The organism is Odoribacter sp. N15.MGS-14 (assembly GCF_000980245.1).
Taxonomy (GTDB): domain Bacteria; phylum Bacteroidota; class Bacteroidia; order Bacteroidales; family Marinifilaceae; genus Odoribacter; species Odoribacter splanchnicus.
Genome location: NZ_LARE01000015.1, coordinates 1 through 21,640, shown reverse-complemented (window position 1 = coordinate 21,640; position 21,640 = coordinate 1). Strand labels below are relative to the sequence as shown.

Below are 21,640 nucleotides of genomic sequence, written 5' to 3'. Positions count from 1 at the left end.
AATCAAAGTGCTCAGAGTATATAGATCATTGTAACCTTTAGGGGCAGGAGTCGTTAAAAATAGGAATTGATCTGAGCAAACTTTCGTAACAAAGAAAATTGCAAATATGAGAATAGCTGTTGTAGGAACCGGATATGTCGGACTTGTTTCCGGTACTTGTTTGGCAGAAACCGGAGTCACCGTTACCTGTGTAGACGTCGATGCTTCGAAGATCGATAAGCTGAATCAGGGAGGAATTCCGATTTACGAACCCGGTTTGGCTGAGCTGGTGATCAAAAACCGGGCCAACGAAAGGTTGTTCTTTACTACTTCTTTAAAAGAAGCCTTGGTAGATGCCGATGCTGTTTTTATTGCAGTAGGTACTCCCCCCGATGAGGATGGTAGTGCCGATTTGTCTTATGTTATAGGAGTGGCGCATGAGATCGGGTGTTTGATCGAGGAATATGTAGTGGTGGTGACCAAATCCACTGTACCGGTGGGGACGAACCGGAAAGTGAAATTGGCTGTCCAGGAAGAGCTGGATAAGCGGGGAGTAGAAGTAGTGTTCGATGTCGCTTCGAATCCTGAATTTTTAAAAGAAGGGGATGCGGTAAACGATTTTATGCGGCCTGACCGGGTGGTGATCGGTGTAGAATCGGCCCGGGCGGAAAAAGTGATGGAACGATTGTATCATGCTTTTGTCCTGAATAATACTCCCATTTATTTTATGGATATTCCCTCTGCGGAGATGACGAAATATGCTGCTAATTCGATGTTGGCTACCCGTATTTCATTTATGAACGATATCGCTAATTTGTGTGAGATCGTCGGTGCTGATATCGAGGCGGTGAAGAAGGGAATCGGGAGCGATACCCGGATCGGTAAAAAATTCCTGAATGCAGGTTGTGGATATGGCGGGTCTTGCTTCCCGAAAGATGTGAAGGCCTTGATCCGTACCGGAGACGAATATGGGTATGGAATGGAATTGTTGAAAGCGGTAGAGCGGGTGAATGAGAGGCAAAAGACGGTTTTATTCGATAAGATTCAGAAACATTATGAAGGAAATGTAAAAGGAAAGCATTTCGGACTTTGGGGATTGTCGTTTAAGCCGGCAACCGATGATATGCGGGAGGCTCCTTCTCTGGTACTGATCGGCCAATTGCTGGAAGCGGGAGCGACCGTCAAAGCTTTCGATCCGGTTGCAATGGAAGAAGCCAAGCGCCGGCTGGGCGACCGCATCGGGTACGCTGCCAATATGTACGACGCTTTAACGGATGCCGATGCCATGATTATCGTGACCGAATGGCAGGAATTTAAAGTTCCGAAGTTTACTTTTATAGAGAAAGCCTTGAAAGAAAAAGTCATCTTCGATGGACGTAATATTTACAATCCTGAACAAATGAGAGAATTTGGATACACCTATTATGGGATAGGGAAAAATCGATAATATGCATATTCTTTTTATAGTAAATCCGATATCGGGGCTAGGCCTTGGGAAAGAATTGCCGGAGAAGATCCGTCGGATTCCGGAGTATGATTCTATTCCTTATGATATTGTATTTACCGAGTATGCAGGACATGCCCGTAAATTGGTCGAAGATGCCCGGCAAGAAGGAAAATATACTCATATTGTAGCGGTTGGGGGAGATGGTACAGTGAATGAGGTGGGAGGAGCTTTGTGTGGTAGTGATGTTGCTTTTGGGGTCGTTTCTCTGGGGAGTGGCAATGGTTTTGCCCGGCATTTGGGTTATTCGGTTTTTATGACCAAGGCATTGAAACAGGTACTGACCGATCAATTCGCTCAAATCGATGTGTTGGAGATGAATGGCAAGTATTCGCTGAATGTCAGTGGGGTAGGATTCGATGCCGAGGTGGCCCATGAATTTAACCATTTGAAATTGAGGGGAGTATTTTCTTATATTTATGCGGCTATTAAACTATGGTTCCGTTATCCGGAAAAGAAATACAAGATCACCGGCAACGGCAAAGTCATGAAGGTAAATTGTTTTATCCTTAGCTTCGCCAATAGTTCCCAATACGGCAACAATGCCTATATCGCCCCTCATGCTTCGGTGCGGGACGGTTTGATGGATATCTGCATCCTGAAACGGCCGGCTTTCTTCGAGATCCTGTGGTTTTTACTTTTCTTCATCAATTCGAAACTGTACAAATTGTCCTATTATAAGGAAATTCAGTGCGAGGAAGCTATCGTAGAAGGCGATATCGAGCGTGTACATATTGACGGGGATGCCTATATCATGCATTCGCCGATTCACCTGAAAATGCATAAGGGCATACTGAAAGTTGTCGTTCCCAAGAAAATAGACTGATTTATTGGGAGTCTATTCCAAGTTCTTTCGCTACTTTGAACATATATTCCCGGGCTTCTTCGTAATTGTTACCGATAATTCCATCCAATATCGCCTCTTTAATTGCATTTTTGATATCCCCGATAGTTTTACAGGGAGGCAGATGGAAAGTGGCGATGATTTCTTCACCGCTGATGGGGGGCTGGAAATTCCGGATCGAATCTTTTTCTTCCACCTCTTTGAGTTTGCGGCGTACCGTCTTGAAATTTTCGAGAAAACGCTTTACTTTCTCTTCGTTTTTTGAGGTGATATCGGCTTCGGCCAGGGTCATCAGGTCGTCGATATCGTCGCCGGCATCGAACAATAACCGCCGTACCGCCGAGTCGGTCACGGTTTCTTCCGACAAAACGATAGGACGCATGTGCAGGTTGACCAGTTTCTGTACATACTTCATTTTTTCGTTTTGAGGGAGTTTTAAACGGTTGAATATTTTACCGACCAGGCGTTCACCCACGTGATTATGCCCATAAAAGGTCCACCCCTGTCCCTGAATGTATTTTTTAGTCGCCGGTTTACCGATATCGTGCAACAGAGCGGCCCAGCGTAACCACAAGTCCTGACTGTACAGCGATAAGGTGTCCAGGACGGTCAGTGTATGATAGAAATTATCTTTGTGTTTGACTCCCTGTACACGGTCTACACCTTTAAGCGCGGTCAGTTCCGGGAAGAAGATTTCCAATAATCCGGCTTCGTCCAATAAACGGATACCCCGGGATGGTTCGGGGGAAAGCATGATTTTATTGAATTCATCCATAATCCGCTCCATCGATACGATCGGAAGACGGTGACGGTATTCGGCTATGGCCTGGAAGGTATTTTCCTCGATTTGAAAATTCAATTGTGAAGCAAAACGAATGGCTCGCATCATGCGTAGGGGATCGTCCGAGAAGGTGAGGCCTGGGTCCAGGGGTGTTTTGATCAGGCGTTCCTCCAGATGCTGCAAGCCTCCGAAAGGATCGATCAAAACTCCGTAATTCTCCTGATTCAAGGAGATAGCCAGTGCATTGATCGTAAAATCGCGGCGTTTTTGGTCGTCGTCGATCGTTCCTTCTTCGACGATGGGTTTACGTGAATTAGCCCGGTAGGACTCTTTGCGGGCTCCGACAAACTCGATCTCCATACCTTTATACCGGAACATGGCAGTACCGAAGTTTTTAAATACCGATACCCGCAGATTACCTAACCGCCGGGCAGCAGTTTCGGCTAGCTCGATACCACTGCCGTGAACGACAATGTCGATATCTTGGGAAGGACGCTGTAATAACAGGTCACGGACATAGCCACCGATGACATAGGCTTCTATGCCTTTTTCGGCGGCTATCCCGGAAAGTATTTTAAAAATCGGATGCTTCAACGGTAATTGCATGTCGTCTGAATAGTTTTGCCTACAAAAATACGAAATTTAACCGACTATTTCAGAAGCATAAGGACATATTCAGGAAAAAGCCCCGGTTATACATTTTTCCTCCCTGTACATCGGAGATATTTCCTAGACCTAACAGGTAGCCGAATTCAAAGTCAAAAGAAGTGAGACGCATGTTGGTGGCAAACCGTAAACCGTAATCCCAGGGACTGGTTTTAAATAAATCGTTGCCGTATCCGGTGTTGTTTTTAAGTTTTTCTCCGATACGGACAGCCCCGTAAGGACTCACACTCAAGCCTTTCCACCAGCCGTTCTGGCGATCCTGGTAAAGCCAGGTAAATTTCACCGGAAGTTCCAGATAGTTTTGCCGGATAGTAACCTCTTGGTTCTTACCTCCTTTAGAGGTGAAATACAGTCCCGGCATCACCGCCCAATGTTTTCTCTGATGAGCAAAGGAAAATCCGACTTCATAACCGATCCGGTAGTTAAAATCGACTGCGGATAACGCACCTGAGGTTTTCAGGGTGGTTGTGTTTATGGCTGCCGTAATCTGTAACTTCCAGGCATGGTGGAGCTGTTTATATAAAAATTTTTGGAAGCAGGTCGGTTCGCTCTCCTGGAGATGGAAAATTTGCGGGGAAATACTGTCGAGGGCAGAAGCGGCCGGTTGCAGGAAATTCATGAAAGCGGTCGAATCCATATAACCGGTATGCCGACGAAGGATCTTTTCGTCCGGACTGACTAATACCAGATAAGGAATTGCGGTTTGGGTATTGTGGTAACGGTAACATAAGGCCCTATCCTTCAGATCCCCGATTTCGAAATAACCGGGGATACACCGTTCTCCGACCGTTTGTATGATTCCGGGATTCTGAAAAATAGTTTCTTCCATTTGCCTGCAGGGACCACAGAAATGGGAAGAAAAACAAAGGAGCATATTTTTATTTTCACGCTTTGCCTGGGCCAGAACCTGACTGTAGGGGGTCCGGTACTGGAATAGGTGGGGGGATTCCATCTGTAAAGACGGGGAGTTGGCAGGTACTAAATCTCTGAGGGGGACCGCTTGCGGATCTGCTTTTAGAAATTTCATCATTTGGCCTGTCGTAACGGAGGAGGATTCTTTGATGATTTTCCCGTCCGGCGTCAGAATGCAGATGTGCGGGATTATGCCCGCCCTGTTGGGATTTACTCTGCATTGGAGCAATCGGTATTCAGGATATTCAATATCTGCATTCAGACAGATATAGTGTTGGTCGGCGTATCGGACTACCTGAGGATCTTCGAATACTACCTTTTTCATCATCCGGCAGGGACCGCACCAACTGGCTGTAAAACTAATAAACAGGTTCTTCTTTTCTTTTTTAGCCAATTGTAAGGCTTCTTCGTAAGTACCGTTGAAAAAATGGATCGCATTTCCCGAAAAGCTACAGGCAAAAAGCAAGATACATAATAAAATGAATTTCATAGCTGTAAATTTGGATTCTGGTTATGACGGACAGGAAGAAGGATGGTTTAAATATAAAGAATAAGCGGTACTTATTTAATACCGCTTATTCTTTATAGATAATGGGCGTTAGTCTTTATACAATTCCGGAGAATCCCATAAAGGCCATGGCCAGCAGGCCGGCTGTAATCAATGCGATAGGGGAACCTTTCATCCCTTTGGGGATGGCTACCAGTTCGAGGTGTTCACGGATACCGGCAAAAATCGTCAGGGCCAATCCGAAACCGATCGCTGTAGAGGCTGCGAATACCAAAGACTCGAGTAAGTTGAAATCTTTTTGGATCACCATAATGGCAACTCCCAGTACAGCACAGTTGGTGGTGATCAAGGGCAAGAACACACCTAATGCCTGATAAAGCGAAGGACTGACCTTTTTCAATATGATTTCTACCATTTGTACCAAGGCTGCAATGATCAGAATAAAAGTAATGGTTTGCATAAAACCGATTCCGAACGGATCCAGGATAGTCTTTTGGACGATAAAAGTAACCAGGGTAGCCAGGATCATCACGAAGGTTACGGCTCCGGTCATCCCTAAAGCCGTAGAGACCTTTTTAGATACGCCCAGGAACGGACAGATTCCTAAAAATTGTGCCAGTACGATGTTATTGACAAAGACCGCAGCGATAAATATTAAGATATATTCCATAATTCGATTGTTTTTGATTTATGATTTCAGCTTTGCGATAGAAATGAAACAGGAATCGTAAGCCGTAAATCTAAAATCTGAAATTTAATTTGTTTTTCTGATCCGGTTTACGATAGCGATCAAATAACCCAATGCCAGGAATGCTCCCGGAGCCAGGACGAAGATCAGCATACCGTAATTCTCGTTGAAGATCGGAAAATTGAATGCTTTACCACTTCCCAGTATTTCACGGATCGTTCCTAAAAGCGTCAGACTCAGTGTAAAGCCCAGTCCCATGCCCAAGCCGTCGAGCATGGAAGGAATCGCTTTATTTTTAGAAGCAAAAGCTTCTGCACGTCCCAATACGATACAGTTCACTACGATCAAAGGAATAAACAAACCCAATGATTCATGCAGTGAAGGCAGATAAGCGGCCATACACATATCCACCACAGTTACGAAAGCTGCGATGATGACGATAAAGGAAGGAATACGGATCTTATCTGGAATGATATTGGTAACCAGTGAGATCACCAGATTGGACATCACCAGTACAAATGCCGTAGCCAGCCCCATTCCCATGCCGTTGATGGCCGAAGTGGTCACCCCTAAGGTCGGACACATACCCAATAAAAGCGCAAAAGTCGGATTTTCTTTGAATATGCCGTTGGTTAAGACTTTTAAATTATTCATAGAATTGGAATTTTTGTTTTGAATTTACGATTTTAGATTCATCGTAAATCTGAAATCATAAATTATTTTGTTTGTTGTGTTGCTCCGGAAGCTGCATCCGCATTGCCTGCCAAACCGGCTGCTGCCCGGTTTACAGCGTCCAGAAATGCCCGTGACGAGATGGTGGCTGCTGTGATCGCATCTACGTCTCCACCGTCTTTCGATACTTTCAACCCTTGGGTGCCGGGAGTTTTACCTGTAATATTTCCTTTCCCGTTTTGGGTGAACCATACATCCATTTTGGAACCTAATCCCGGCGTTTCTTTGTGTTCCAGCACCGAATAATTGGCTACGCTACCATCCGGATTGAATCCTACCATTAACCATATTTTTCCTCCGAATCCGTTGTTGGTATAGGTTTTTACTGCTGTTCCTACCAGTTCTCCGTTTTTCTTCGCCGGATAAAATTCCAGTTCTCCGCCGTCAGCGGTCTGGCTTTTCCAAACGTCGGCATTCGGGTCGTTGTCGAACTCTCCCGGAATCACCTCGCGGATCGCATTTACTTGTTTGGCTTGCTTGGCAGCTTCGATCGGGCCTGCTGTCAGTGAGTTGACATAGCCTACGGCTGCTGAAGCAATCAGGGTGACACTAAACAGGACCACCACCATATTTGTAAAGTTAGACTCTAATTTCTTTCCCATCGTTAATATATTTAAGATTTTTGATTTATACCGGTCGATCGGGACCGTAAATCATAAATTATGCAAATCTCACTGGTTTACAATATCTGTTGATCAGCGGAGTGAAAGCATTCATGATCAGGATAGCGAACGACATTCCTTCCGGATAGGCACCGAACACACGGATCACAACCGTGAGGAGGCCGATTCCTATTCCATAGATGATCATTCCTTTGTTGCTCATCGGTGAAGTAACGTAATCGGTAGCCATAAAGATTGCACCTAACATCAAACCTCCGGATAACAAATGGAAAACAGGACCTGCATATAAAGAGGGATTGCAAAGATTCAGAATACCCGAAAATACAATTACAGTGACGAAAATGGTTACCGGAATATGCCAGGTAATGATTTTCCGGAATAACATATAGGCAAAACCGATCAGTAAGGCCAATGCTGCAACTTCACCCAAACTACCACCCATGTTTCCGATCAGCATGTTCTTGTAACCGATAAAACTCTCGGCCGATAATAAATCGGTAACGGACTGTCCGGTTTTTACCGCTTCTTTGAGCATAGCTAAAGGAGTGGCACCGGTTTGTGCATCGATATAAGATCCTGCAAATCCCTGAGCAAGCGGCCAGGTGGTCATTTGCACAGGGAAAGAGATAAGCAAAAATACACGGCCTACCAAAGCCGGGTTGAAAATGTTACACCCCAAGCCGCCGAAGCTCATTTTACCGATGCCGATTGCCACCAGGGCACCGATAACGATAATCCAGACCGGTAAGTTCGAAGGTACGTTGAAAGCCAGTAATACACCGGTAATCAAAGCTGAACCGTCGAAAATCGTCGGTTGCTGCTTGAGAAGAAACTTTTGAATTACATATTCAAAAAAGAGGCAAGCCACCACCGAAGTCAGGGTGACGATGATAGCTCCCATGCCGAAAAACAGCACAGAACAGATGAAAGCCGGAATGAGCGCTATAAGTACTCCATACATGTTCTTTTCGATAGAATCACCACTGTGAACGTGCGGAGAAGGAGATATTAGTAATTTATTCATAATATTTGATCTACACCATTGACGTTATTTATTTCTTTCTACTACGGATCATAGCACCTGTCCGGGCTTTACCTAAACGGATATAGTCGAGCAACGGACGATCTGAGGGACAGGTAAAACTGCATGATCCACATTCGATGCAGTCCATGACTTTTTCTTCTTCCATACGTTCCAACAGATTGAATTGCGATAATTTCATCAGTAAATACGGTTCGAGCCCCATCGGGCAGGCAGAAACACATTTACCGCAACGGATACAATTACGCATGGGTCGGCGGGCCGCTTCCTTTTCGTTGATCAGCAATACACCACTGGTGCCTTTCATCACCGGTGAATCGATGTTTACCATCGTTCTTCCCATCATAGGACCTCCGCCGATCACTTTAGCCGTATCTTCAGGCATACCTCCGGCTGCTTCGATCAGCTTCGAAATCGGTGTACCGATACGGCAGAGGAAATTACCCGGATTTTTTACCGATTTACCGGTGACGGTGACTACCCGTTCGATCAGGGGTTTGTTTTTCATTACGGCTTCGTAAACCGCCAGGGCTGTTCCCACATTCTGTACAACGGCTCCTACGGCGATCGGAAGTGCTCCGGAAGGAACCGCCCGGTTGACCGTAGCCTGAATCAGTTGTTTTTCACCTCCTTGCGGATATTTCACTTTTAACGGACATATTTCTACGCCAAGTACTTTTCCGGCTATATCCTGCAAATGAGCTATCGCATCTTTTTTATTGTTCTCGATGCCGATAATAGCCCGTTTAACATCGATCGCTTTCATCAGAATTTGTACACCGATAATAATTTCTTCGGCTTTCTCGAGCATGATCCGATGATCGGCGGTCAGGTAAGGTTCACATTCCACTCCGTTGATAATCAATACTTCGGCTTTATTGCCGGGAGGAGGGGTCAGTTTTACCTGAGTAGGAAATGTCGCTCCACCCATACCGACGATACCGGCAGCAGCGATTGCTTTGACTATTTCTTCTTTCGATAAAGTAATATTATGTGCCGGCTTTTCCGACCGGTCGATTTCGGGTATCCATTCGTCGCCTTCCACTTGAATGGTGATGGCAGGTTTCGATAATCCGGCGGCATCGATGATGTTATCGATTGCCGACACTGTGCCGGAAACCGAACTATGTATGTTAGCTGAAACAAAACCTGAAGCTTGTGCTATCAACTGTCCGGTTTTTACTTTGTCACCTTTCTGAACGATAGGGGTTGCCGGAGCTCCGATGTGCTGACCGAGCGGAATAATCACCTTTTCGGGAATAGGTAAGACCTGTATTTTCCCAGCTGCCGATAATTTATTTTCAGGTGGATGGACACCACCAATTTTGAATGTCTTTAACACAGCGTATAAGTTTTAGATTTTTAATTTTTACTATCTGTTTCTGGTGTTTTCTGTGCTTCTATAGACTCGACCTGAGGAGAAGCACTGACCGGTGCTTTACCTACCGGATCGGTTGCCGTTTGTCCGGGGGTTGCACAACTGTTAGTCGGTTTGATCGTGGTTTGCTGGTTTTTTTCAGCTTCGGTTTCTGTCTTCCGGGGAGGAAAGTTCACTTCGTGGATCGCTCCGGTAGGACATACGCCGACACACTTCCGGCATAGACGGCATTTACTGTAATCGATATAAGCCAGATTGTTTTCCACCGTAATTGCATCGAACGGACATTCCTTGGCACATTTCCCGCAACCGATACAAGCTGCTTTACAAGCTTTCCGGGCTACTCCGCCTTTGTCTTTATTGACGCAGGAAACAAATACCCGCCGGTCTTTCGGTCCTTTGTTGCGCAATTCGATGATGTTCCGGGGACAGGCTTTCACGCAGGCGCCACAGGCTACACATTTGTCATCGTCGACTACAGGCAATAATGTCGTAGAATCCATGTGTATCGCATCGAACGGGCAGGCTGCAACACAGTCGCCACATCCCAGACAGCCGAATCCGCAGGCTGTATCGCCGACATATAAGGAATGTTCGATGGCACAAGAACGGGCTCCGTCGTATTGGCTGGTGCGGGGACGGTTTTCACAAGTTCCGTTACATCTGACTACAGCAATTTTAGGCGCCTGGGCTTTTACTTCCCGGCCTAAGGCTGCTGCAACTTTATTCATGGTTTCTGCTCCTCCTACCGGACACAGGATGCCTTCCATCGTTTCCGATTTTACGGCAGCTTCTGCTAATCCCCGGCAGCCCGGATAGCCACATCCGCCACAATTGGCCCCCGGAAGTAAGCCTTCGACAATGTCGATACGCGGATCTTCTTCCACCTTGAATTTTTGCGCTACGAAATAGAGTATCACCGCAGATACAACTCCAATAGCACATAACGAAATAATAGTAATAACTAGTGTACTCATGTTTTATATTTAATAGTTGGCTATTTTTTCAACGGTAAAATTAATTTTCCGGGCAATTTTATTCCGGCAGAAATACAGGATAATAAAATATCCGGCCAGTAGGATGAGGCTGCTGATTGCTGCGTATAGTTCACTACTTCCGGATTTCTCTAAAAAAAAGATGGTGGCGATAATCAATATGGACGGCATAATATAAGCCAGTAATACCGAGTAGAAGGCGTTATTTACCGATGCGTATACGATTACTTTGTCTCCCGGACGAAGCTCTTCCCTGGGACGTTGAGCCGTGATAACTTTTTCTTTCATATCGGCAATTCCGCAGGCACTTTTAGCATGACAACCCGAACAAGCAGAGTGACTGATAATACTCACCTCCAACGTTTGTGTAGAGATGCTTTTTACAATACCTTCATGTTGTACTCTGCTGCTTTTACCCATATTCCCTTTTTAAAAACAAATGCAAAGGTAATATTAAAAGATGAAAAGTAAAAGGTTAAAAGTTAAAATATAAAAGCTGCCGGAAGGCAGCTTTTAGTTATTTCTTGCGCATGAAAATCTGAATCGGGACACCGGTAAATTTCCAGTTTTCCCGGATTTGATTTTCCAGATACCGCTTGTAGGGATCTTTTACATATTGCGGCAGATTGCAATAGAAAGCAAAAGAAGGAGCATGGGTCGGCAACTGGGTGATGTATTTGATTTTGACGTATTTCCCTTTAAGACTTGGAGGTGGATAATTTTCGATGGCCTCAAGCATGATCCGGTTGAGCTCCGATGTTTTTATTTTTTGAGTCCGGTTTGCATATACTTGCAGGGCAGCCTCCAATACTTTCAATAATCGTTGTTTGGTCAGGGCTGAAGCAAAGATGATATCGACATCTTTGAACGGAGCTATTTTTTCACGCAGGCTTTTTTCGTATTCGATCAGTGTTTTCCCGTCTTTTTCTACCAGATCCCATTTATTGACGACAATAACTACTCCTTTCCGGTTTCTTTCGATCAGATGGAAGATATTGAGATCCTGGGCTTCCATTCCTCGTGTCGCATCGATCAGAAGTATACACACATCCGATTCTTCGATGGCACGGATGGAACGCATGACCGAGTAAAATTCGACGTCCTCGCTTACTTTTGCCTTTTTACGTAATCCTGCCGTATCGACCAATAGAAAATCGTAACCAAAACGGTTGTAACGGGTATTCAACGTATCACGGGTTGTTCCGGCGATGTCCGTAACGATATTCCGTTCTTCTCCGATCAGGGCATTGATCGTAGAAGATTTTCCGACATTGGGACGTCCGACGATCGTGATTCGCGGAAGGTGGTCGGTATCTTCGATCGTATTCTCTTGAAAATGGGAGACGACCTGGTCTAACAAATCACCTGTTCCCGAGCCACTGACCGAAGAGATACAAAATAAATCTCCTTTTATTCCCAATCGGTAAAAATCCTGGGCTTCATAAAGCCGCTCGTGATTATCGACCTTGTTGGCTACCAGGTAAACCGGTTTATCGATATTCCGTAATAAACGGGCAAAATTCTGATCCAGGTCGGTCACTCCGATCTCGGCGTCTACCATAAAAAGAATGACATCTGCCTCGTCGAGAGCCAGAATGACTTGTTTATTGATCTCCTCTTCAAAAATATCGTCACTGTTGGAGACATATCCACCGGTATCGATGACTGAAAAATCCTTCCCGTTCCAGGACGATTTACCGTAGTTCCGGTCACGTGTCACACCGCTTTCTTCATTTACAATCGCTTTCCGTGTTCCGACAAGGCGGTTGAAAAGTGTCGATTTCCCTACATTGGGCCTTCCTACTATTGCTACTATGTTACTCATAAAATATAAAGTAAAAAGCTAAAGGCTAAAGGCTAAAAGCTAGGGCTGAAAATCAATCGGCCTATAGCTTTTAACTTTTAACCTTTTACTTTATTTGTTTGCATATCCGAAATTTTTTAACTCACTGTCTTTATTACGCCAGTCTTTCAGCACTTTGACGTATAAATTGAGAAATACTTTTTTACCGAAGAAGGCTTCGATATCGAGCCGGGCCTGGGTACCGACTTTTTTCAGGGCTTCTCCCTGGCTTCCGATGATAATCCCTTTTTGGGAAGAACGTTCTACATAGATGACAGCCATGATGTTGATCCGTTTGTCGTCTTCTTTAAATTCTTCCACTTCCACTTCTACGGAATAGGGTACTTCTTTGTCGTAATACTGCAAAATTTTTTCACGGATAATCTCGTTCACAAAGAACCGGGAAGGTAAATCGGTCAGTTCGTCCTTGGGGAAAAAAGGTTCACCTTCGGGTAATAATTCTACAATTCGTTTGTATAAATTGTCGACATTGAAATTCTCGGTTGCCGAAAGAGGAAAAATTTCTGCCTGGGGAATCAGACTTTTCCATTTATCGAACAGTGCTTCTAATTTCTCTTGAGTGGTAAGATCTATTTTATTGATAACCAACAATACCGGGATGTCCGATTTATTGACTTTATCGATAAAATCCAGGTTTTTCTCTATGTTTTCGACTACATCGGTTACATAAAGAATGATATCGGCATCGACTAAAGCCGATTTAGAAAATTCCAGCATATATTCCTGCATCTTATAGCTGGGCTTTACCACTCCCGGAGTATCCGAAAATACAATCTGATAGTCGTCGGTATTTACGATTCCCTTGATCCGGTGACGGGTAGTTTGTGATTTGGAGGTGATAATAGAAATTTTCTCTCCGACCAATCGGTTCATTAAAGTAGATTTCCCTACATTCGGATTTCCTACGATATTGACAAATCCAGCTTTATGCATATTCGGTTTCGATATTATAGTTTTATCCGGCAAAGATAGCGATTTATACGGAATTTTAATACTTTTGCTATCTACTGAAAAAAATTAAAAAAAATGATAATAGGTTCATTAACACAGACGAAACGATTTGAAATTCTGCATCCCGATTTCAAAAAGGTATTCGAATATGTTCGGTCGGGGGATTGGCAGCAGGTGACTGCCGGGAAAATAGTACTTGAAGAAGATAAAATTTGGGTGAATGTGGATGAAGTGACGGGGAAATCCAGGGAAGCGGCGAAACTGGAAGCACATAACCGGTTTATCGATATCCAGATCCCCTTATTGCAGGAGGAAACTTTCGGATGGGAAGAGCGGGGCCGACTGGCGATGGAAGAAGAAGGCTATCAGGTACAAAATGATATCCTGTTTTATCAGGAACGGCCTGCTTTGTATTTTACGCTGCCGGTTGGAGACTTTGTGATTTTTTTCCCGGAAGATGCTCATGCTCCTTGCATCGGGAACGGTAAAATGAAGAAAATGGTGGTTAAAGTTAAATTATAGATTAACAATCGGGAGAGATTTGCGTATGGAAAGGCATAGTTTTTGTTAGGCGATGTTAGATAATTAAAAACAATTTAAAGATGAAAAAATTATTTACACTAGTTGTTGTTGTATTGATGGTTGTCGGTGCAAAGGCACAGACGGAAATTGTGGTCGGACCGAAAGTCGGTTTGAATATGACCAATATTTCGAATTTCGATTTGAAAAATAAACTGAGTTTCCATGTGGGTGGTTTCGCTGAATTCAGGTTTAACGATTATTTTGCTATTCAACCCGAATTGGTGTATTCAAGACAGGGAGCCCGGGAGAAAATCGATGGCAATAAAATTAAATTGCGGGCTAATTACCTGAATATTCCGGTATTGGCCAAGTTATATGTGTTGGATGAGTTGAGCGTCGACCTGGGACCGGAATTCGGTTTTGCCCTGAATGCTAAAGCAAAGTATAAAGACGACGGTACGACAGTCAAACATAAAATGAATGATATAAATACACTGGCCGTGAATTTTGCTATCGGGCTTTCTTATAATTGGGATGATTTTATGTTCTCGGCCCGTTATAATCTGGGGTTGAGTAATGTTTTCGATAAGGATAAATATGACGGGAACAATAAAAACCGTGTATTCCAGCTGTCGGTTGGGTATCGGTTCGGTGGACTGTTCTAGGATAAAATGAATCGGTCATATAAAAAGCTCCCGGTGATGTGCCGGGAGCTTTTTTGGGTTTCCAGCCCTTTCAACTGTTTTTTCCTTTCAGTAGATCCCGGATTTCGGTCAGCAATTGTTCTTCTTTACTTGGAGCCGGTGGAGGAGTGGGCTTAGTTTCTTCTTTTCTTTTCATACTGTTGATCAGCTTGACGAATAAGAAAATAGAAAAGGCGATAATCAGAAAATCCAGGGCTGTATTGATAAAATTGCCGTAATTGATACTGACGGCTTCAGTGACTTTTCCTGTAACGGCATCGGTATGTGCATGTTTCAGGACGATTTTCAGACTTTCAAACTTTACTCCTCCGATCAGCAGTCCGATCGGGGGCATAATGATATCGCTTACCAGAGAAGAGACGATCTTACCGAAGGCGCCTCCGATAATGATACCGACAGCCATGTCTACAACGTTGCCACGCATGGCAAAAGTTTTGAATTCTTTTAAAAAGCTCATATTGGTCTTATTTTGGGTGTTTATTTACTGATTTTTGACAGGTCTCACTTTTTGTCCTTCCTGGATGGAAGCTATTCCGGCTATAATAATCAGATCGTCCGGGTTCAAGCCAGCCTCGACAAGGATATGATCGTTGTATTTTTTTATCCTGACTTGCTGACGATGAGCTGTATGGCTTACCGGGTCGACGATCCATACATATTCCTGATGGTGTGCTTCTTGTAAGGCACTGGCCGGAAGGACGAATTTGTCGGATATCATATTGTCGACTTCAACGATCACTTTACACGAAAATCCTGGAAATACATTTTGCCGATACGGGGCGAACTGTTTGTCCGTAATAAGTAGAGTCACCGGTATCCCCGAACCGTTCGAGGAATAGATATACTCTTTGACCTCTGTCGTGAAAAGTTTTCCTTTTTGGGAATCGAATTCGACATAGATCTTTTTCGGGATGTCGAGTAGTTGGATACTGGTTTCGGGAAGCATGAAATTAACTTCGATGTCTTTAGGATCTACCAGACGGACGACCGATTGCCCGGTAAGTATTTCTTCGTGATTCTCGACGAAGCGTTGTTCGATAAACCCGTCGAATGGTGCGGTCAGTACGGTGTAATCCAGAGTACGCCGGGCCATATTCAGGGCTGAAGTGGCCTGAATATAATCGGTTTGGGCTATTTCCAGGTTTTGTTTGGCTACGGCATTGGCAGCATAGAGGCGCTGATTACGTTCGTAGATAGATTCGGTTGTTTTATAATTGGCTAAAGCGGTTTGATATTGCCGTTGGTAATCATAGGGATCGATTCGGGCGATCACCGTCCCTTTTTTTATTTTTTGGCCGGTATTGACATTGACTTCGGTCAGGGTACCCGGCAAACGGAAGGCCAGTATACTGAAATTCCGGGCTGTTACGGTTCCGGTATATTGATGGTTGAAAGTGCCTAAGGCTTCGACTTTTATCACCCTTACCGGCCGGGGCAGATCGGAAAGAGTAGCTTTCTTTTTTCCCTGACACGCCAGACAAAAAGAAAGTATCGATATGAAAACCAGGTAACGAAATTTCATCGTAAAAATCGTAAATGTTTTTTCATTTTTACGATGAAAGTCACCTCACTGGTTGCAAGGAAAGAGATATATTTACTGTTTTTTAGTATTTAAAACTGCTTCCTCCTAAAAATTCCCGGATGATCGAGGTCGGTGGAATTTCACGGGTCGGTACAGCCCGGATGTAAGAGAAAAATTTCAATAAGCGTAAAGCCTTGGAATGTTCGGGGTGCTGTTGGGTTACTTCCCGGAGTAAAGGTTCGGCCTGTGTTTTTAATGCTCCTAATTCATAAATCAAAGCAGAATTGAAGATCGCGTCGGCTTCTTCCTGGTAGGGTACGATATGTTTTTGTTCGCCCAGCAATACACTTTCCCAACGTTTCAGGGTATCGAGGGCGGAATAATTCCGGTATTTGTAATCGCGTACCATGCGCCGGATCAGACGATTATCTGTCGGATTGATCAGGTTGTGATTATCGATAGCGATAGAGGTCAGCGCAGAAACGAATATCTTGAAAAGGGTTTCCGGCGGCAGCAACCGGGTGAGTTGGGGATTCAGCCCATGAATACCTTCGACGATGATCACATTGTTCCGGGCGATTTTTAGCTTTTCACCGTCATAATAACGTTGTCCGGTTTCGAAAGAGAATTTAGGAATTTCGACCTCTTCCCCTTTTAGTAACCGTTGTATATTATCCGTAAAGGTGGCGATATCGAGGGCATCGATAGACTCATAATCGTATTCCCCTTTTTCGTCTCTCGGAGTAAATTCGCGGTTGACGAAGTAATTGTCCAGAGAAAGATTGACGGGTTTCATGCCATTGACCATCAGTTGTATGGCCAATCTTTTGCTGAACGTGGTTTTCCCGGACGAAGAAGGACCGGAGACCAATATCACTTTTACCTTTTTATGCCGGGCCTTGATTTTATCGGCGATAAGCGAAATTTTTTTCTCGTGGAGTGCTTCGCTGATTTTGATCATAGGACCTGAATATTTCAACTCCACGATTTTGTTCAGATGCCCGATATCGGTCACTTCAAGGATTTTTCCCCAGCGTTTGTATTCACTGAATACTTGATACAATTTATCTTGTGGAATGACAGGCAGTACCCGGGTCGGATCGGTCCGGTCGGGAAGTTGCAATAGCATACCTTCTTTATAGGGGATCAGACCGAATGTTTTCAGACAACTGGTCGAAGGAGCCAGGGTCCCATAAAAATAATCGGGAAGATCGTTCAGATAATAAAGGGAAGTGAAAAGTTTTCCCCGGGTTTCCATTAAGTCTGCTTTATCTTTCAACCCTCTTTTTCTGAAAATAAGAACTGCTTCGTCGGTAGGGATTTCTTCCCGTACAATCGGATAGTCGGCTTGAATGATTTCTTTCATTTTATTTTCCAGTTCGGAAATGATTGCCGGAGTCAGTACGATTTCTTTGTTGACGATCCGGCAAAAAATGCCGTTCGAAATAAAATATTCGGCCCGAAGTGTTTTCTTCGGAAATAATTGGGCTACAGCTTGATATAGTACGAAAATCAACGAACGCGAATAAACGCTGTATCCGTCCAGGGTTGTGACATCGATGAAGTTGACCCGCAGAGGGGTCATTACAACGAACTGCAAGTCCTGTAACTGATTATTGACCAAAGCCCCGAGGATGTGATTATGGTTTTCCGGGAAGATGATCTTTTTTACATCTCTAAGTGTAGTGCCTAACTCTATTTCGTATTCCTGGTGTGTATTTTCACAAGTAATATTGACTGTCCTCATATTTATACATTTAATGCTTAGCTAAAGTAATAACAAAAAATGTATAAACAAATACTGTGCCTCATCTAACGTGATTTTTATTATTTGTACAGTTCTTTTTTCTTAGGGATACTGATCGTGTAAGTTTTGTGTTGTGGATTTTTTAAATCGGTTTTCCGGAGCCAGGGGTTGAAACGCTTCAGGGTTTTATAGGTAATCCCTTGCTCTTGCGCAAAATCGGCCCAGCTTTTGACAGGACCTTTCACTTCTACTGTTTCTGTTTTTTCGAAAGTATAAACGGTATTTACTTTAAAATTGTACAGTTCGGGATGATTCATAATCTGTTTCAGGGCCAGAATCCGGAATACATAACGTTCCGTTTCCTCTCCCAACAGGAGATTGTAATAATTCGTTTCTTTCTGGAGGTCCATTTGCCGGGAAACCATAGCAGCGCCTGCATTATACGCAGCTGCAGCCAGTGTCCACGAACCGAATTTCTCATAAGCTTTTTTGAGATAGGCAGCAGCGGCTTCCGTCGATTTTTCGATGTGATAGCGCTCGTCTACTTCATTATTGATTTCCAAACCGTTTTCCTTCCCGGTACCTTTCAGAAACTGCCATACTCCGACTGCTCCGGCAGGTGATTGGGCCTGAGGATTCAGACGGCTTTCGATGACTGCCAGGTATTTGAAATCTTCCGGGATACCGTTCTTTTCCAAAATCGGTTCGATCAGTTGGAAAACCCGGGGAGCCGTTTGTAGAATCTGAATGGTATGTGAATGTAAATAAGAATTGACGATCAGTTCTTTCCGAAGTGCTTCCTGTACATCCAGGCGTTGCAACGGTACGGTCTCTCCGGCAAAAGTCAGGGTCTCGGGCATATAGGCATCGCTATAATAACCTGAAGTTGAGGATTGAACCGGAGTAGAAGCCGTTGCGATCGGTGAATTACTTTTGCAGGCAATAAACAATAATCCGGCTACATTCAAGAGTGTGATAATGACACAGATATAGATTACCGTATTTTGTCTTTTCATTGTAGATTTATAAATTTATATTTGTACGTGCAAAGTTAATAAAAAGATTAGAAAATAATGATTAGGAATAACGATTAGAGCTCCCAAGAGCAGCTCAGCAACTCAGTAACTCAGTAACTTAATAACTCAGTAACTCAATAACTTTTATGAATAGGTATAATTTTGATCAAATGATTGACCGTCGGAACACCGATTGTGTGAAATACGACGGTTTGCAGGATGTTTTCGGGTGTACGGATCTGTTGCCGATGTGGGTAGCCGATATGGATTTCCGGGTTCCCCCGGAGGTGCAGGAGGCGGCACGTAAATGTTGTGAACAGGGTATTTTCGGTTATACGTTCCGTTCGGATGATGGTAAGGATGCTTTCCGTAATTGGGTGAAACAGCGGTATCATTGGGAGGTAAAGAAAGAATGGTTGTCTTCCAGCCCCGGAATTGTTACTTCACTGGCGATTTCTGTCCGGGCTTTTACTAAGTCCGGCGATAAGGTGATGATTATGACTCCGGTATATCCTCCGTTTCATGCCGTAGTAAAGGATAATGGACGCGAATTGGTATGTTGTCCTTTAATAAGAGATACCGAAAAGTATGTGATCGACTGGGAATGCTTCGAACAGGGATTACAAAAAGGAGTGAAAATGCTCATTTTGTGTAATTCTCATAACCCTGTCGGACGGGTGTGGACCCGTGAGGAATTGGCAAGGATCGGAAAATTGTGCTGCCGTTACGATGTCCTGATTCTATCCGATGAAATTCATGCGGATCTGGCCTTGTTCGGACATCGGCATACGGTTATGGCTTCTGTGTCGGAGGAGATCGCTGCCCGCACGCTGACCGCTATGGCTCCGAGTAAGACTTTCAATATCGCCGGTATGATGAATTCGGTGATTATTGCTTCCAATCCTGAGATTCTGGAGGTATACAATCGTGAATTAACGACTTTGCACCTGGACTTGGGAAATATCTTCGGACACGTTACTTTGAAAGCGGCCTATCGGTATGGGGCCGGTTGGTTGGAGGAACTGACCCGGTATCTGGAAGGGAATGTACAGTTCGCTTTGGATTATTTCGAGAGAGAACTGCCACAGATCAAAGTGTTGAAACCCGAGGGTTCGTTTTTATTGTGGCTGGATTTCCGCGGTACCGGTTTGTCGCATGAAGCCTGTGGAGAACGATTGGTGAAAATAGGAAAAATCGGACTGAACGATGGCCTGGAATTCGGTGAAGAAGGCAGGGGATTCCGCCGGATGAATATCGGATGTCCCCGTCGTGTTCTGGAAGATGGACTGGAACGGATAAAAACAGCCTGCATGTAAGCTCATGGTCGCCTCGCTGTTCATCAGGGCCAAAAGGTCTTCCTGCTGTGTAGCGTTAAACTGGTCTTTAAGGCCGATAATCGTGTAGTAGAGATACATATCGATGCACTTATCTTGTCTTTTGAGAATAGGTAGAAAAGTACTGGTGGTCAGATAATAGTAGGGCTGCCCGGTTGCGGATCGGCGGACAGCCCTTGGTTTGCGAATAGAATCAGGAGAGAATTATTTGTTGAGTTCTGCCTCCAGCATTTTCTTCAATTCTGGCGAAGAGGGGCGAGGCGCATCCACTGACACGATACGTCCCTGTTTGTCGAACACCATAAACCGGGGAATTCCGTTAATCTTATAATCCTTAGTTATCTTGCTCCCACCGTTGGTAAACAACTGCACTCCTTTCAATCCTTCCTTTTCAATGAAATCCAGCCATTTCTGATGGTTTTTCTCTTCGTCCACCGACACGCCCAGGAATACCACATCCGTTCCATGCATCTCCTCCTCCAGCTTTTTCAGATGAGGAATCTCGTCACGGCAAGGGCCGCACCACGTCGCCCACACATCCACCAACACCACTTTGCCCTTGAAATCCGACAGCGACACCATCTTACCCTTCGTATCGGAATAAGTAAAATCAGCTGCCTTTCCGCCAGCTTTCGTATCATACAACTTGGTTCCCACCTCTTCCGCTCTCGCTTTCAAGGAAGGGGTTACAAAATACTGCCCATACTTTTGCATGCCGTCCAAATACTGGTCATAAGATTTATAATGAGCAAACACATTACGTATGACATACTCTCCTTTCAGGCGATTATTACGCAAATAGGAAAGACAAATATCCGCATACGGAGTTTCTCCTGCCGTTTCCCGATTTTCATAATAGGCAAACTGGGCATATGTCCCGAATATCCGTGCCCCGTCCGGGAATTGCAGGACATGGTCATTCGTATATTTTTCTACGGATAGGATATGTCGGTAATATTCCGGTCGCATCGATTTTTCCGGATGTTTCGTCCGCGGCGTATGGAGAAAAATCACGGCATAATAGTCCGTGGCGTAATCCACCAGTTCTGCCAATTGTCGGTCGAATTCCTTGTTTCCGCTTTTCAACTTGCTTTTCACGACATCCAACCCCTTCAAATAAGCCTCGAATTCAGGAAAGAAATCCTCATAAGTACTCATTGTCTGATTAAAAAACACGGATTTCAATCGGATATTGGCTGCATAATCTGCCCATAGATACAACGCCTTGTTTTCTCTCGTGTTCTTGCCGTTCAGTTTCGCCTGCGTATCCAGCAAATCAAGATTCACCTCTTCACCTCCTTTTAGATAGATGGGAAAATTCATCCAGT

The 21,640-nt window shown here is 44.3% G+C and carries 21 protein-coding genes; 5 read left to right on the top strand and 16 right to left on the bottom strand.

What is annotated here, in order from left to right; translation table 11 throughout:
* The first annotated feature begins 106 nt into the window (after positions 1–106).
* Together WS34_RS05230 and WS34_RS05225 are read left to right on the top strand one after the other, a co-directional pair.
* Positions 107–1,426, top strand: a complete 1,320-nt coding sequence (locus WS34_RS05230; protein WP_013611653.1) for a UDP-glucose dehydrogenase family protein — start codon at positions 107–109, stop codon at positions 1,424–1,426.
* Position 1,427: 1 nt separating this feature from the next.
* Positions 1,428–2,309: a diacylglycerol/lipid kinase family protein gene (locus tag WS34_RS05225; protein WP_013611652.1), complete on the top strand. Its 882-nt coding sequence runs from the start codon at positions 1,428–1,430 to the stop codon at positions 2,307–2,309.
* 1 nt (position 2,310) lies between these two features.
* On the opposite strand, the gene WS34_RS05220 is transcribed toward WS34_RS05225, so the two are convergent.
* From WS34_RS05220 to era, 11 genes are all read right to left on the bottom strand, one after another.
* Positions 2,311–3,714, bottom strand: a complete 1,404-nt coding sequence (locus tag WS34_RS05220) for a CCA tRNA nucleotidyltransferase (protein ID WP_022160224.1) — start codon at positions 3,712–3,714, stop codon at positions 2,311–2,313.
* 49 nt (positions 3,715–3,763) lie between these two features.
* Positions 3,764–5,176 carry a thioredoxin family protein gene (locus tag WS34_RS05215; protein ID WP_046403574.1) on the bottom strand — a complete coding sequence of 471 codons (1,413 nt, stop codon included), beginning with the start codon at positions 5,174–5,176 and terminating at the stop codon, positions 3,764–3,766.
* A 115-nt stretch (positions 5,177–5,291) separates the two neighbouring features.
* Entirely contained in the window at positions 5,292–5,864 is a 573-nt protein-coding gene (gene rsxA, locus WS34_RS05210; RefSeq protein WP_013611650.1) for an electron transport complex subunit RsxA, read from the bottom strand.
* 84 nt (positions 5,865–5,948) lie between these two features.
* Positions 5,949–6,536: an RnfABCDGE type electron transport complex subunit E gene (locus WS34_RS05205; RefSeq protein ID WP_013611649.1), complete on the bottom strand. Its 588-nt coding sequence runs from the start codon at positions 6,534–6,536 to the stop codon at positions 5,949–5,951.
* A gap of 62 nt (positions 6,537–6,598) precedes the next feature.
* The gene (locus WS34_RS05200) at positions 6,599–7,216 is read right to left on the bottom strand and encodes an RnfABCDGE type electron transport complex subunit G (protein ID WP_046403571.1); all 618 of its coding nucleotides are present in this window, start codon (positions 7,214–7,216) and stop codon (positions 6,599–6,601) included.
* Between the two features lie 58 nt (positions 7,217–7,274).
* Positions 7,275–8,264 carry an RnfABCDGE type electron transport complex subunit D gene (locus tag WS34_RS05195; RefSeq protein WP_046403569.1) on the bottom strand — a complete coding sequence of 330 codons (990 nt, stop codon included), beginning with the start codon at positions 8,262–8,264 and terminating at the stop codon, positions 7,275–7,277.
* Positions 8,265–8,289: 25 nt separating this feature from the next.
* The gene (rsxC, locus tag WS34_RS05190; protein ID WP_013611646.1) at positions 8,290–9,621 is read right to left on the bottom strand and encodes an electron transport complex subunit RsxC; all 1,332 of its coding nucleotides are present in this window, start codon (positions 9,619–9,621) and stop codon (positions 8,290–8,292) included.
* Between the two features lie 20 nt (positions 9,622–9,641).
* A complete protein-coding gene (locus WS34_RS05185) occupies positions 9,642–10,634 on the bottom strand; it encodes a Fe-S cluster domain-containing protein (protein ID WP_046402393.1) in 993 nt (330 codons plus the stop codon).
* 9 nt (positions 10,635–10,643) lie between these two features.
* Positions 10,644–11,072 carry a SoxR reducing system RseC family protein gene (locus WS34_RS05180; RefSeq protein WP_013611644.1) on the bottom strand — a complete coding sequence of 143 codons (429 nt, stop codon included), beginning with the start codon at positions 11,070–11,072 and terminating at the stop codon, positions 10,644–10,646.
* Positions 11,073–11,169: 97 nt separating this feature from the next.
* Entirely contained in the window at positions 11,170–12,477 is a 1,308-nt protein-coding gene (gene der, locus WS34_RS05175; protein WP_013611643.1) for a ribosome biogenesis GTPase Der, read from the bottom strand.
* A 90-nt stretch (positions 12,478–12,567) separates the two neighbouring features.
* The gene (gene era, locus WS34_RS05170) at positions 12,568–13,449 is read right to left on the bottom strand and encodes a GTPase Era (RefSeq protein ID WP_046403566.1); all 882 of its coding nucleotides are present in this window, start codon (positions 13,447–13,449) and stop codon (positions 12,568–12,570) included.
* Between the two features lie 93 nt (positions 13,450–13,542).
* Here era and WS34_RS05165 point away from each other — a divergent pair, with 93 nt between their 5' ends.
* Both WS34_RS05165 and WS34_RS05160 read left to right on the top strand, forming a co-directional pair.
* Complete coding sequence (locus WS34_RS05165; RefSeq protein ID WP_046403564.1) at positions 13,543–13,989, top strand: NanQ anomerase/TabA/YiaL family protein; 447 nt, start codon at positions 13,543–13,545, stop codon at positions 13,987–13,989.
* A gap of 80 nt (positions 13,990–14,069) precedes the next feature.
* Entirely contained in the window at positions 14,070–14,654 is a 585-nt protein-coding gene (locus WS34_RS05160) for a porin family protein (protein WP_046403563.1), read from the top strand.
* 70 nt (positions 14,655–14,724) lie between these two features.
* On the opposite strand, the gene mscL is transcribed toward WS34_RS05160, so the two are convergent.
* The 4 genes from mscL to WS34_RS05140 form a co-directional block, all read right to left on the bottom strand.
* Positions 14,725–15,150 (bottom strand): large-conductance mechanosensitive channel protein MscL, encoded by a 426-nt coding sequence (gene mscL / locus WS34_RS05155; protein ID WP_013611639.1) that lies wholly within the window; start codon positions 15,148–15,150, stop codon positions 14,725–14,727.
* Positions 15,151–15,174: 24 nt separating this feature from the next.
* On the bottom strand, positions 15,175–16,215 hold the full coding sequence (locus WS34_RS05150) for an efflux RND transporter periplasmic adaptor subunit (RefSeq protein WP_046403561.1): 1,041 nt from the start codon (positions 16,213–16,215) through the stop codon (positions 15,175–15,177).
* 82 nt (positions 16,216–16,297) lie between these two features.
* Complete coding sequence (locus WS34_RS05145) at positions 16,298–17,962, bottom strand: nucleoside kinase (protein ID WP_046403559.1); 1,665 nt, start codon at positions 17,960–17,962, stop codon at positions 16,298–16,300.
* A gap of 80 nt (positions 17,963–18,042) precedes the next feature.
* Positions 18,043–18,978, bottom strand: a complete 936-nt coding sequence (locus WS34_RS05140) for a lytic transglycosylase domain-containing protein (RefSeq protein ID WP_046403557.1) — start codon at positions 18,976–18,978, stop codon at positions 18,043–18,045.
* Positions 18,979–19,148: 170 nt separating this feature from the next.
* On the opposite strand from WS34_RS05140, the gene WS34_RS05135 reads away from it, so the two are divergent.
* Positions 19,149–20,294, top strand: a complete 1,146-nt coding sequence (locus tag WS34_RS05135; RefSeq protein WP_286693636.1) for a MalY/PatB family protein — start codon at positions 19,149–19,151, stop codon at positions 20,292–20,294.
* Between the two features lie 222 nt (positions 20,295–20,516).
* On the opposite strand, the gene WS34_RS15435 is transcribed toward WS34_RS05135, so the two are convergent.
* Positions 20,517–21,640: TlpA family protein disulfide reductase (locus tag WS34_RS15435; protein ID WP_286693635.1), on the bottom strand; the 1,124-nt coding region annotated here is incomplete at its 5' end.